We start from the raw sequence: 12,799 nt of genomic DNA on the forward strand, positions 1-12,799 counted from the left end.
TTTGCAACCTGTTTGTAAAGCACATTTACAAGAGTTATCTTACCAATTAAGAGAAGAGGACCGGCGAGAATTGGAGGCCTGTTATCAACGGCCGGTATTAGAAGGATTGGAATACTGTTGGCGGCGTAGTAGTTTGGCTTTGGCTTTTTGTTACCAAGGGCAAGTAGGAGCAATAGCCGGTATAGAACCGATTAGTTTGTTGGGCCAACAGGCTTGTGTGTGGTCTTGGACAGGAAAAGTAATAGAAAAATGCCCGGTCCGATTTTGGAAAATCTCTCAAAAAGTATTAGCTCATTTTTTAATGCAATATCCGTATTTGTACGCCGCTTGCGACGAGAGGTATAAAAAAGCGCAGCGGTATTTGCAGAAACTAGGCGCCACGCCGCATGGCAAGCCTTTTTATTTAGCAGATAAAACAGTTCGTTTTTATTTGTATCAGTTTGCACCGCAGGTGCTAAATCAGATCAAGGAGGATTCTCTATGGGAGGAGCCATAGGAAACGTGTTAACAATGGGAGGTAGCGTAGTTTCTACGGCTGCTTCTTTATTAGGAAACGATACGAAGGAAAAAAAATATTATCGTTCTTTGGCTAAAACAGCGGAAGAACAAGCACGCCAAGTGGAAGAAAATGCGCGCCGTAATGCGCTTTATATGATGCAAGAGGCGGGCTATGAAAGCAAACAGCTATCAGATAGCTATCGTGATTTGGTAGGTACGCAAAAAACTTCTTTGGCGGCCAGCGGGCTTACCGGCCAATCCGCCACAGCGCAATTAATTTTGAAAAATAGCCGGCTCAATGCAGCATTAGATCAAGAACGATTAGCCGCTAATCTAAATCGTTCCATATATGAAAATGACACCTATGCCGGATTAGAGGCACAGCAATACCGTGCTCAGGCCAAACAGTACCGTCAAGCTACGAAAAATAAATGGAGTTGGTGGAGTAAAGTGGGGACGGCGGTAAGTGGATTTTTTAGCAGAAATAAGGAGTAAAGCATGAAAATTCCGAGTTATCAAACACAAGTTGCGTATAAGGCGGCACCGGTTCGTTCGGTACGCTTAGTGCCCACTGTATCGGGCAAGCCAAATAAATGGGAAAAAATAGGTATTGTGAATCAGCTTATACAAAATGGGCGAGAAATTTACGACGGAGTAAGAAATATAATCCAAGCGCGCAATAAGCAGTCAGCCGCAGGGCGCTCCTCTAATTCCGAAGCGGAATTATTGTCTCCCACTTTGCCAAAGAAGGCAGAAACAGCTCCTGCCACTGCCAGTCCATTTTCCGATCCGGCCCGTCGAGCTTTATTCGAGGAAGGCGTACAATACCGGGCTGGGGGGAATTTGCCTGTCCACAATTTATCAACAGCCGTGGAAACGTTGGATAATTATGTAAATACACAAGCGCAAGGCAAGGGAGTGTTGCCGGGAGAAAAAGAGCCGCTGTGGATACAAGATTATGTAATCATTCGTCGAGAACTACAACATCTGCAACAGCAAGAACAGCAACAAACCGATTTATCCACATTTGAGCAAGCGGCTCAACATTTTGTGCAAACGGCAGGTCTTGTGCGTTCAACGAAAGCGTTAGAAGAATATGTGCAGGATAATTTGGCGGCCGCCGAACAAGAAGCTGTGCAACAAGGAGTGCCAAGTGAGGTGTGGCAACGTCAGAAGACCCAACTGTATGCGCAAGCAGTCAATCACAACGTGCGAGCTGCTTTGCAAGCCGGGGAAATAGCACAAGCGCAAGCGGTAGCAGAACATTTTTCTGCTCAAGTGCCGTCTTGGCAGCAGCAAGATTGGCAAGCCCAAATAAAAGCGGCCCGTGCCGAGCAGATTCTTACGGCTAATTGGCCTGATTGGCAAGTAAGTTGCCGCGATGAGCAAGGGAAATTAAATAAAGAGCAGATTCAGCATCTTTTGCAGGAAAAGTACGGCGGGACCCAATTGGAAGAGCCTTTGCAACGCTCTTTTGAACAGCGGTGGCAACAGTATCAACAACAATGTTGGCAAAAACAAGCACAATACTATGCTCAGTGTTTACAAGGGGAAAAATGGCCACTCTCCGATGAGTTGGAAGGACAAATTCCCGAGCAAAAAGAACTGAGCCGCCAGTTGTTAACTCAATACCGCGGCGGTGACAATACTGTCACAAATGTTGAAGTATTTAACAGTTTGTATGAACAAATTTTGGCGGGCAACGCACAAGAATCCGAGTTGGATCAGGCATTTCAAACAAAACAGCTATCGGCGCAGGATACGTTGCGGTTGAAAAAGTATTTTTGTGAAGGGCAGGCCGGTTCAGCAGATACACGTCAGAAGATATTGAGTAGTAGCTTGGCTCATTTTTGTCATCAGTATGACTTAACGGAGCAACAAATGCAGTTAGCCAAATACTGGGTATATGCCGCCGGTACCACAGTCAAAGATCAGTTACATGCGGCGCATGAATTAAAACAGATGTTCGCCTTACAGGAGAAAAATAAATGACCTTATCTACAACCATAAGCAAAATTACATACACGGGAAACGGGTCTACGACACAATGGGATATTCCCTTTCCTTTTTTGAACAAAGACGATTTGCGGGTATATCGTATTGATAGTAACGGTGTCATAACGCTGTTGACCAGTGACTATCAGATCAATGAGAGCACTAAAGTATTAACGTATCCATTGCAGGGCAATGGGGTAGAACCGCTTCCGGCAGGAGCCAAATTGCTTGTTTCACGCAATACGCCGCGTACGCAAGGCATGCAACTCAATGCGCAGGACACGTTGGATGCTTCTCTGCTAGAAGATGGATATGATAAGACGATGATGGTATGCCAAGAGTTGGACGAAAAAATTAGCCGTTGCATTCAAATCCCTGTGGGTACGCAGCAGCAAGTTACCGATACACAAAGTTATTTGGGCCGTATGGAGGAATTATTTTCGCAGGCCACGGAGACTTTGGAACAGGCAGAGGCATTGGCGCAAGATTTGGAGGACGCGCAGGAATCTGCTGAGTTGGCACAAGCCTGGGCTACTAAAACAGATGGCCCTGTGTCCGGTACAGAATATTCAGCCAAACAATATGCCCAACAGGTAGCGGACAGTTTGTCATTGACGGCTAATACTTTTTTGTCTAATTTAACATCGGCGGGAGAAGCTAAATTTACTGAAAAAGCCAATACATCTCTGTCTAATCTGACCGACAGCGGCCAAATTATCGCAGCACACGCTTCTATGCCAAGTAGCACATCGGATACGCTTACTTTAGGAGCTAGTGGTGCTTCTTATACGGCTCCAGCAGACGGATATTTTTCTTTTGAAACATGGTCTACTGCCACGCCAATTTCTTATTTTTATTTACTCAATTATACGAGTGATATTGGGGTCGTATTCTGCCCCCCACAAGGAGCAGAGTATCAGCAAAAAGGTTTTGTACCTGCAAAGAAAGGGGATTCTATTACACTGTCGTATGGCAACATTGATTCTAGCCGAACCGTATTGAGATTTATTTATGCGGTGGGAGCTACCTCGGAGGCAAACTAATGACATATTATATTGAACATGAAAATAAAATTGTCTTATTTGATACAGACAAGTCAAAATTACAACAAACCTTGCTGTTTATGCCGCAGTACCAAGGCAAAGAAATAAAAGAAACAGAACGGCCGATCGCAGATTTTGAATTTGCGGACTCGTCGGAATATATCGTCCAACAAGCGGCGAGTGAGAAGGCGGCCCGCGTGCAGGAGTTACAGGCACAGTTAGAGGAGTTGGATCTGAAATCTTTACGTGCCTTGCGTGCCGTGGGGACAGGGCAAGATACGCCAGAAGACCATGAGCGACTGGCTCAGTTAGAGGCACAAGCTGTAGCCTTGCGTGCGCAATTAATGGAGTTATCCAAATGAACCTAGAGATAGAAACCGTGTGGAAAATTCTGGCGGTGGTGTTTGGAGCCGGGGTTTTTTGGGCGGAATTGCAAGCAATTCGCAAAGATATTTCCCGCTTGGAAGAAAAGCAGGATAAATACAATCATTTGCAAGAGCGGGTGGCCAAATTGGAAGCCAAACTGGAGGATGAATAATGCATAGTCAGCCGGTAACGGATTTAATTAAGAAACACGAGGGATTTCGAGCAAAACCCTATCGGGACAGCGTGGGCAAATGGACCATTGGGTATGGCCGTAATTTAGAAGAGAACGGCATCAGCCAATACGAAGCCGAAATGTTGCTGGCCTCAGACATACAAAATTGTTATGCAGACTGTAGCCGCCTGCCGGGCTGGAACACCTTAAACGAAGCGCGGCAAGCGGTGCTACTGGATATGTGTTACAACTTAGGGGTGGCGCGTCTAAAGAATTTCAAAAAAATGTTAGCGGCATTGACGTTGGCAGACTATGCAGCTGTTGCCCGCGAAATGTTAGACAGCAGGTGGGCCCGGCAGGTAAAAACACGGGCAGTAGAATTAGCTGAAATTATGAAAACAGGAGAAATAAAATGAAATTTTTAACGCAACATGCAGAAGAAGTATTGCAAATTCTGGGAGCGGTGGTAACTTTGGCTACGCTGATTGTGAAGCTGACCCCCACTTCTAAAGACGATGGCATTTTGGCTAAGATTATTAAAGTGTTAAGTGCCTTGTCTTTGTGTAATGCCGATGGCAGTTTTATCGGGCAAAAGGAAAAATAATGACAGCGGTAGTGGCAGGGTTTTTGCTGGCATGTGTATGGGGGATCTGTTGCTACCATGCCGGCAAGAAGGCGGCCGAATATAAACACCTAAAAAAACAAGAGGGGGAAAGTGTATATGTGGACGAAGTGGTGTCTGCTCATAGCGGGCTTGGGCGCGATGAGCTGCTTGAGCGCTTGCAGAACAATACCCACAAATAAAAATGTTATGTGTCGAATTTCGTTTGATTATTCTGATGAGGGACTAGCACAACTCAACACGCAGAATTTACGTGCCCTATTAACTTTCAAACAGGTGTGTTCGACCCGGTAAAGTACGTGCGTGGAGTGATAAGTCATGCGCAACCCAGACAACACAAGCAGCATAAAAAAACCGCCCCGGTAAGGGGCGGTTTTCAAAACCTATCAGTGATTAGAAACCACTGTTTTTGCCGCTAGAGATAGCGTTGCAGGTCTTGGTGGCATCATCAGTGCCTTTGTCATTCTTGGCGCAAGAGCGGGTATAGGTGCCGTCAGCTCCAGTAGTACCCGTGATTGTGTAACCTAAATTACCGGTAGCTGCTGTACCAGCACTCGTATAGCGTTGAGCAGTAATAACGTAATCAGTACCAGAGGCAGCTCCACTAATTAAAAAGTTCTTAGTTTTGAAGGATTTTTTGTCAGATTCCAAGGCGGCAGGAGCTTGGATATCCAATTCTTCAAAAGTAGTCGGCCAAGAACCAGTTTGCAAACGAGCACGTTCGGCAGACAAGCGCAAGGTGCCAATCAACGTTAACGCTTCAGTAGCGCGGGCCTTTTCCACTGCCGTAGTGTATTGCGGCAATGCAATGGCGGACAGAATGCCGATAATGAGTACCACTACCAGCAATTCGATCAAGGTGAAACCTTTCTTCATGATATTCTCCTTTTACTAATTAAAGTAGTACATCTAGTACTCCTTACATTATAACAAAGAAAAAGGAAAATGCAATGGCTTTTTTTAGAGTTCAAGAGCAAAGCAGAGTAAATGTTAAGTCGCGGCTATTGAGCGGATGAGACATATTATTTTCTCTTTATCGTAAAATTGCTACTATATAATTATGGTGACATCTTCTCGCAAAAATCGTAAACGAGTCCCAGCAGAAACACCGGACACTACTTCGTCGCGGGTTTCGCTCTTGCCCTTTTTGAATAAAGCTATCTCGTGGGGGTTGGGGCTGCTGTGTGTTTTAATTTCCATCAGTTTCTATACAGGCACGTACGATACTGCGTTTGTCAAACTGACTTTATTTCAAATGGGTGGTATTACACTGGCGGCCCTCTGGCTTTGTTCGCTGGCGGTGCAAAAACGCTTTCCGTTAAATCGCCAAAATATCTTGTGGTGTTTACCGTTTGTACTCTATTTCGGGTGGAATTTTATCGGTTATTTATGTGCGCCTTATCCGGCGGAAGCCTTTGATGAATTTTTTCGCTATGTATTGTATTTCCTATTAACCCTGATGATTGTGGATTGTTTTACGCAAGATCAACCCCGTGTACTGACCAAATGTATGTTAATGGCGGCATGGATTTCCTGCGTGTACGGATTTATGCAGGTGCTGGATCATTGGGTGGCGGGGGTGGATATTTTCCCGTGGAGAGGATTTTTCGGTGCGCGTATTTTTTCCACGCATGCCAATCCCAATTTCTTTGCTGATTTCCTGGTGTTTTGCGCATGGATTGTCGGAGCGGAGTATTTACGTAGCCGGCGGAAAAGTTTGCTTGTACTGGCGGCGCTACTGGTAACGGATTTATTTTTTACGGAAAGTAAAGGCGCGTGGTTAGGATTTGCCGCCTCGGCGGGATTTTTTACTTTCTTATATGCACAATCGGCCGCCTGGACACAAAAATATATTCGTTATTGTACGATTTTTGCCGGGGTGGTCATATTAGCAATAGGCCTGTTGGCAGGTGTATATGCCATGAAACGTTTTCAGTCGGTCAGCTTCCGCGCCTATACCTGGACTTCTACTTTTGAAATGGTGCAGGACAGCCCTGTAATGGGGACGGGAGTGGGCAGTTTCAAAACGATTTATCCTGCCTATCGTAAACCGCAAATTTTCTATTTGGAAAAAATACATAACAATGAAACGCAACACGCCGAAAATGAGTATTTAGAACAATGGGCCACCGCCGGAACGGTAGGGTTAATTTTCTTTTTGTATATGATTTGGTTTGTGTTATACGGTGCGTGGCGTGCGCTGAAAGCCAAAGAGGGGAAATTAGACGAGCAAGCCTATTGGTTGCTGGGATATACAGCGGCATTTTTCGGCATTTGTGTGCATAATGCTTTTGATGTGAGCATGCGCTTTGTATCTACCGGGCTCTTTTTTGCCGTGTTTGCGGCCTTGGTCGTACGGTTGAGTATGCCGGCGCAACCTGTGTCTGATTCCCAGGTGCCTACGGACGGGCCCAAGTGGCTCTTGTGGACAGGGCGGCTATTATTGGTAGCAGGACTAGGTTGGCTGTTATGGAAAGGGTTTAGCGCATTTGCACAAATTTCGGGTAATGTAGGCGCGCAAGGTGCAGGCGGGTGGTTAGTGAAAACGGTGGGTTGGATGATATTTGGCGGCGTACTGTTGGGCGGTACATGGGTATATTTGCGGGCGGCCTGGCTAAGCAGGTGGGCGCGTGTGCCGTTTATTTTGTTACTCAGTGTGTGGCCGTTACAATTTGTGTATGGGTTTTTCTTAGCGGACCATTATTATGGTTTAGCGGCGGCTTTTTCGGCGCGAAGCAATTGGGAAGGCGCTTTGGATTTTTATCAGAAAGCTATCGAGCATAATCCGTTTAATGTGTCTTATTATCAATATCGTGCCTATGTGTTACGCTCCATGATGGATTTACAGCGCGGATATATGCCGCTTAAAGGAGATAAAAAACCGGCCATCGCGGAAAAACCCCTCAATGATTATGAAAGGGTTTTACGGGATTTGTCTATGGTACGTCGTCGCGCGCCCAACAATGCGTTGTTATACCAGGCGTATGGGGAATTTTACTACAGTTATGCGGTGTACTATACCAATCTGTCTCAGACGGCTGAGCTGGATTATCAACGCAAAGAATATGAAGCAAAAGCGATCGAAAATATGGAGCTGGCCAAGAAAAGTTTTCAACGTTCTCTCTTAACAGATCCGGTCAACGAAGCGACCTATGTTTACTTAACCAGTATCGCGATGATGGAGCGCAATCCGGCCGCCGCTCAGGCGTGGATTGACGCCTATCGCCGGGGGCCTAAGGGCGTAACGGAAGAAGAATTTCTGAAAACGCATCAACAGTCATTTCGTTTAGCGCAAATGGAACAACAGTTGCGTCTGCCGCCTTTTTCAGGCTGGTGGAAATAAAAAACCCCGCCTAAGCGGGGTTTTAAATTTCTAGCCAAGACGGGGGATCGAACCCCGGACCTGCCGCTTACGAAGCGGCTGCTCTACCAGCTGAGCTATCTTGGCGTACAAAAATCGTCTATATTCATATTTTAGCAAAAATACAATTATTTGTGCATTTTTATTTCTCGGTATAAAAAAACCCCACTCTTGCGAGTGGGGTTTCTGCGAAGTGAAAACTTATTTCACGCGGCCGGCAGAACCAAATACTTTTTCGTTCTTTTCGGCATACATTTTGATCAAGGCTTCGCGGGCCGGACCTAAGTATTTGCGCGGGTCAAATTCGGCCGGTTTTTCTGCAAAGATTTTGCGGATGGTGGCGGTCATGACTAAACGACCGTCGGAGTCCACGTTAATTTTGCATACGGCAGATTTAGCAGCTTTGCGCAATTGTTCTTCCGGAATACCGGCGGTATTATCCAATTTACCACCGTATTTGTTAATTTCTTCCACGGCCCATTGCGGTACGGAAGAAGAACCGTGCAAGACAATGGGGAAACCGGGCAAGCGTTTGGAAACTTCTTCCAAAATATCAAAGCGCAGTTCAGGCAATTTCTCGCCGGGTTTTACTTTGAATTTGTAAGCGCCGTGAGAAGTACCGATAGAAATAGCTAAAGAATCTACACCGGTGCGTTTTACGAAATCTTCTACTTGAGCCGGATCGGTATAGGTGTGGTGTTCGGCGGAAACTTCATCTTCAATACCGGCCAGTATGCCCAATTCACCTTCTACGGTTACATCGTGTTGATGAGCATATTCCACTACTTTTTTGGTCAAAGCGACGTTTTCTTCGTACGGTAAGTGAGAGCCGTCAATCATCACGGAAGAGAAACCGTTGTCGATACAATCTTTGCACAATTCAAAAGAATCGCCGTGGTCTAAGTGTAAGGTTAAAGGAACCGGTTTGCCGATTTCTTTCATCATTTCTACAGCACCGCGGGCCATCCAGCGTAATAACGTGGCATTGGCATATTGGCGGGCGCCTTTGGATACTTGCAAGATTACCGGAGAACCGGTTTGGACACAAGCGGTTACGATAGCTTGCAATTGTTCCATATTATTGAAGTTATAAGCCGGAATAGCATAGCCGCCGGCCATGGCATCTTTGAACATTTGGCGGGTATTTACCAAGCCAAGTTCTTTATAAGAAACGGTCATAAAACTCCTCCTAAAAATAAACTGCTGTCCTACTTATTTTACTATTTTTTTAATCTCTTAACACAGCAGTTTTCATGGTGATTTCGTGAAAAGAATGATTATTTTGGTCTATTAAAAACTTGCCAAAAGGGGCGTTTGTGAGTATAATGTAAAATACCACGCGCGTACGCGCACAGGGAAACACCATGGATTTTACAAACTTACAAAAATTAACACAATTAGACGGCATTTCCGGACGGGAAAGTGCTGTTCGCGAGGAAATCGTTCACCAGTTAGTTCCGCTGGCCAAAGAAGTTCACACGGATGCAATGGGCAATGTGCTCGCTTTCGTGCCGGGAAAAAGTGAAAAAACGCTCATTTTAAGTGCCCACATGGACGAAGTGGGGCTAATGATTTCCTATATCTCTGCGGAAGGATTTCTCTTCTTTACAACAGTAGGCGGCATAGACTATCGGACGTTGCTAGCCCAGCGTGTGCGGGTACATACTGCACGAGGCGTGCTGACGGGTGTTATCGGTACAAAACCGGCCCATATCACAAGCGCCGCAGACCGTTCCAAAAGCGTACCTTTGGAAGAATTATATATCGACGTTGGTTTGGGCAGTGCAACCGCTCAATACGTGCAAGTGGGGGATTTTGCCACCTTGCAACGACCGTATGAAGAGTTGGGAGATGATTTTGTTTCTACCAAAGCATTAGATGACCGCGTGGGTTGTTTTTGCATTTTAGAAGCGTTGAAAAAAGTCCCACATCCGGCGTTGAATGTGCAGGTTGTATTTTCCACACAAGAAGAAGTTGGTTTGCGTGGCGCCATGGCGGCCGCGACGGGGCTAAAAGCAGATGTGGCCTTGGCGGTAGATGCCACCGGCGCTGCCGACGTGCCGTTTTGTCATCCGAAGGATTACATCATGCGGTTGGGCGGCGGTGCGGGTATCAGCGCATTAGATGCCGCCACCATTACGCAAGCGTGGTTATTTGAAAATCTAAAAGCGTTGTGTGAACAACAACAGATTGCCTATCAGGTGCGCATTGCTCCGCGCGGCGGAAATGACGCGGGGGCCTTTAGCCGCATGGGCATGCCGGCCTGTGCCTTATCCGTGCCGGTGCGCAATATACATTCTAACGTAGAAGTAGCCAATAAAGGCGATATCGTGGCCATGATTGATTTATTAAGTGCCATACTAGCAGGAAAATTACAATTACCAAAAGAGGATTTATGACAAAAACCAGTATCGTACCCAATAAACGTGCTCAATATATGGAGATTACTCCGTCCTTGCTCAAGCAGTATGCACTACCCAAGCAAGACCTCGCGCAATTAGAAAAAATCGATGCGGTGTACCGCGCGTTGGTGGCGGTGTTGTTTAACTTCGTGCCCAATTCCGGTCATCCGGGAGGCAGTATTTCATCGGGCCGAGCGGCAGGTACCTTGTTATATAAAAATATGGCCTACGAACTGGCAGACCCTTTACGGGACGATGCCGATATTTTATCCTATGCGGCCGGACACAAAGCTTTGGGCATGTATGCTTGGTGGGCCCTTCGCAATGAATGCGTGCGCTTAGCACGGCCGGAGTTACTGGCCAAGACGGAAAAAGAACAATTGCGTTTGGAAGATTTGTTAGGTTTCCGCCACAACAAAGTACAAGGCACTCCGTTATTTAGAAAATTTAATGTTAAGCCGTTGGGCGGTCACCCGGAACCTTCTACGCCGTTTGTGCGCACCTCTACCGGTGCAAGTGGGGTGGGAGACTGCTCTGCGGTGGGACTTGCTTTGGCGGCGGCCGATACCTATGGGGAAAAAGCGCCTGTGGTACACGTACTGGAAGGGGAAGGCGGTTTGACAGCCGGACGTGTCAATGAAGCCCTTGCCTGTGCGGCTACCGCGCAACTCAAAAATCTGGTATTTCACATCGACTGGAACGAGGCCTCTATTGAAAGCAACCGCGTCACTGCCGACGGAGAAAACCCCGGCGATTATGTGCAATGGACGCCGATGGAATTGTTCCGCATTCATGATTTCAATGTAATTCGCGTACCCAACGGGCACGATTTTAGTCAAGTGTATGCGGCGCAACAAATTGCGTTGAGCATGGACAATCATCAGCCGACTGCCATTGTGTACCGCACCACCAAAGGGTGGAAATACGGTTTAGAAGGAAAAGCCTCGCATGGTTCCGGTCATAAATTCTGCTCGCCGGAGTTTTACCAGACGTTGACGGAAGTGGAGCAGTTATTCGGTGTAAAATTCCCGCATTTTGAAGGGGAGAAAACGCCGGAAAATATAGAGGCCAATTATTTGGCGGTGCTGGAAACCTTCCGCCAGGCTTTGACACAAGATAAGGATTTAACAAACTATATTGCTTCTTGCATTGCACAGCGCGGTGAAAAATTGCAACAGGCCGGTCGCGTGGCCCGTGCAGATTTGGGCGACGTACAAAAAGTATATACGGATTTTGTACCGGAGAATGTGCCGGAACAATTCCATTTCACCGTTGGAGAAAGTTATACAGTGCGCGGTGTGATGGCAGATGTACTTGCTCATATCAATAAACAAACCGGCGGTACTATTTTGGCCGGTTCGGCCGATTTATACGGTTCTACCAATGCCGGCAAAATCGCCAAAGATTTCCCCAAAGGATTTTTTAATACCGTTTCTAATCCGCTCAGCCGCCAATTATCTATCGGCGGTATTTGCGAAGACGGTATCGCGGCGGTGTGTAGCGGGGTCTCTTCGTTTGGACGGCATATTGGGGTCTATTCCTCTTATGCGGCATTTTTAGGTTTTGGCCATATTGCCGCGCGTTTACATGCCATCGGCTACGAAGCTGCCAAAGAAATCGGCGCGCATCCCAACACCTTTATTTGGATGAACGGCCACGCCGGTTTGTCCACCGGAGAGGACGGCCCGACACATGCCGACCCGCAAGCCTTGCAGTTGGTGCAGGACAATTTCCCGAAAGGAACTTGTATTTCACTGACCCCGCTTGAAATAGACGAAATTTGGCCGCTGATGACACGTGCTTTGCAATTGCGTCCGGCGGTGCTTTGTCCGTTTGCGGTGCGCCCGTCGGCTAAGTATTTAGACCGTAAGGCCTTAGGTATGGCTGAGGCGGCGAAGGCGGTCAAAGGGGTGTATTATTTACGTAAACCCCAAGGCGAGCCGGATGGAGTGGTATTTGTGCAGGGCTCGGCTGCAGGAAGAATTTTTGCACAGGGCGTGCTGCCTGTGTTAGAAAAAGAAAATTTGAACGTGGCGGTCATTTATGTGGCCAGCCGCGAGTTGTTCGAACTCTTGCCCAAAGAGGAGCAAGACGCGTTAGTTCCGCCGGCATGGAAACGTATTGCCACCGGAATTACCGATTTTACATTGCCTACATTGGATTGTTGGCTTCATAGCGATGACGGACGTGCCAGCGCGCTTTATCCGCATAAACAGGGCGGATTTTTGGGCAGCGGTCCGGCCGCCAAAGTGTATGAAGAGGCCCATATGGATGCCGCCGGCCAACTGCGCGCCGTGAAGGATTATTTAACGCTGCGTAAAAAATCTAACTGGCAATAAA

The 12,799-nt window shown here is 46.9% G+C and carries 13 protein-coding genes, 1 tRNA gene and 1 pseudogene; 12 read left to right on the plus strand and 3 right to left on the minus strand.

The features are described from left to right. Position 1 precedes the first annotated feature (1 nt). Genes IKN49_03555 through IKN49_03595 form a run of 9 tightly spaced genes read left to right on the plus strand, consistent with a single transcriptional unit; the run spans position 2 to position 4,878 of the window. Positions 2-496 (plus strand): hypothetical protein, encoded by a 495-nt coding sequence (locus IKN49_03555; protein ID MBR3632123.1) that lies wholly within the window; start codon positions 2-4, stop codon positions 494-496. Then, positions 481-993, plus strand: a complete 513-nt coding sequence (locus tag IKN49_03560; protein MBR3632124.1) for a hypothetical protein — start codon at positions 481-483, stop codon at positions 991-993. The genes IKN49_03555 and IKN49_03560 overlap by 16 nt, the downstream gene beginning before the upstream one ends. A gap of 3 nt (positions 994-996) precedes the next feature. After that, on the plus strand, positions 997-2,490 hold the full coding sequence (locus IKN49_03565; protein ID MBR3632125.1) for a hypothetical protein: 1,494 nt from the start codon (positions 997-999) through the stop codon (positions 2,488-2,490). Next, positions 2,487-3,536: a hypothetical protein gene (locus tag IKN49_03570; GenBank protein MBR3632126.1), complete on the plus strand. Its 1,050-nt coding sequence runs from the start codon at positions 2,487-2,489 to the stop codon at positions 3,534-3,536. Before IKN49_03565 ends, IKN49_03570 begins: the two co-directional genes overlap by 4 nt. Then, positions 3,536-3,898 carry a hypothetical protein gene (locus tag IKN49_03575; protein MBR3632127.1) on the plus strand — a complete coding sequence of 121 codons (363 nt, stop codon included), beginning with the start codon at positions 3,536-3,538 and terminating at the stop codon, positions 3,896-3,898. Before IKN49_03570 ends, IKN49_03575 begins: the two co-directional genes overlap by 1 nt. Next, positions 3,895-4,074: a hypothetical protein gene (locus IKN49_03580; protein ID MBR3632128.1), complete on the plus strand. Its 180-nt coding sequence runs from the start codon at positions 3,895-3,897 to the stop codon at positions 4,072-4,074. Before IKN49_03575 ends, IKN49_03580 begins: the two co-directional genes overlap by 4 nt. After that, on the plus strand, positions 4,074-4,490 hold the full coding sequence (locus tag IKN49_03585) for a hypothetical protein (protein ID MBR3632129.1): 417 nt from the start codon (positions 4,074-4,076) through the stop codon (positions 4,488-4,490). The genes IKN49_03580 and IKN49_03585 overlap by 1 nt, the downstream gene beginning before the upstream one ends. Then, positions 4,487-4,678: a hypothetical protein gene (locus IKN49_03590; protein ID MBR3632130.1), complete on the plus strand. Its 192-nt coding sequence runs from the start codon at positions 4,487-4,489 to the stop codon at positions 4,676-4,678. The genes IKN49_03585 and IKN49_03590 overlap by 4 nt, the downstream gene beginning before the upstream one ends. Then, on the plus strand, positions 4,678-4,878 hold the full coding sequence (locus IKN49_03595) for a hypothetical protein (protein MBR3632131.1): 201 nt from the start codon (positions 4,678-4,680) through the stop codon (positions 4,876-4,878). Before IKN49_03590 ends, IKN49_03595 begins: the two co-directional genes overlap by 1 nt. Positions 4,879-5,488: 610 nt before the next feature. Here IKN49_03595 and IKN49_03600 read toward each other — a convergent pair. Beyond that, positions 5,489-5,572, minus strand: a pseudogene (locus IKN49_03600) (prepilin-type N-terminal cleavage/methylation domain-containing protein). Between the two features lie 184 nt (positions 5,573-5,756). Between IKN49_03600 and IKN49_03605 the strand changes: the two are divergent. Continuing rightward, positions 5,757-8,039 carry an O-antigen ligase family protein gene (locus tag IKN49_03605; GenBank protein ID MBR3632132.1) on the plus strand — a complete coding sequence of 761 codons (2,283 nt, stop codon included), beginning with the start codon at positions 5,757-5,759 and terminating at the stop codon, positions 8,037-8,039. Positions 8,040-8,071: 32 nt separating this feature from the next. Here the strand turns inward: IKN49_03605 and IKN49_03610 are convergent. Both IKN49_03610 and IKN49_03615 read right to left on the minus strand, forming a co-directional pair. Beyond that, a tRNA-Thr gene (locus IKN49_03610) sits at positions 8,072-8,144 on the minus strand. Positions 8,145-8,258: 114 nt separating this feature from the next. Beyond that, a complete protein-coding gene (locus IKN49_03615) occupies positions 8,259-9,236 on the minus strand; it encodes a class II fructose-1,6-bisphosphate aldolase (protein ID MBR3632133.1) in 978 nt (325 codons plus the stop codon). A 185-nt stretch (positions 9,237-9,421) separates the two neighbouring features. Between IKN49_03615 and IKN49_03620 the strand changes: the two genes are divergently transcribed. Then, entirely contained in the window at positions 9,422-10,456 is a 1,035-nt protein-coding gene (locus IKN49_03620; GenBank protein ID MBR3632134.1) for a M20/M25/M40 family metallo-hydrolase, read from the plus strand. Next, positions 10,453-12,798, plus strand: coding sequence for a hypothetical protein (locus IKN49_03625; protein MBR3632135.1), 2,346 nt, complete (start codon positions 10,453-10,455; stop codon positions 12,796-12,798). Before IKN49_03620 ends, IKN49_03625 begins: the two co-directional genes overlap by 4 nt. The last annotated feature ends 1 nt before the right edge of the window (position 12,799 follow it).

Source organism: Elusimicrobiaceae bacterium (assembly GCA_017528825.1).
GTDB lineage: Bacteria > Elusimicrobiota > Elusimicrobia > Elusimicrobiales > Elusimicrobiaceae > Avelusimicrobium.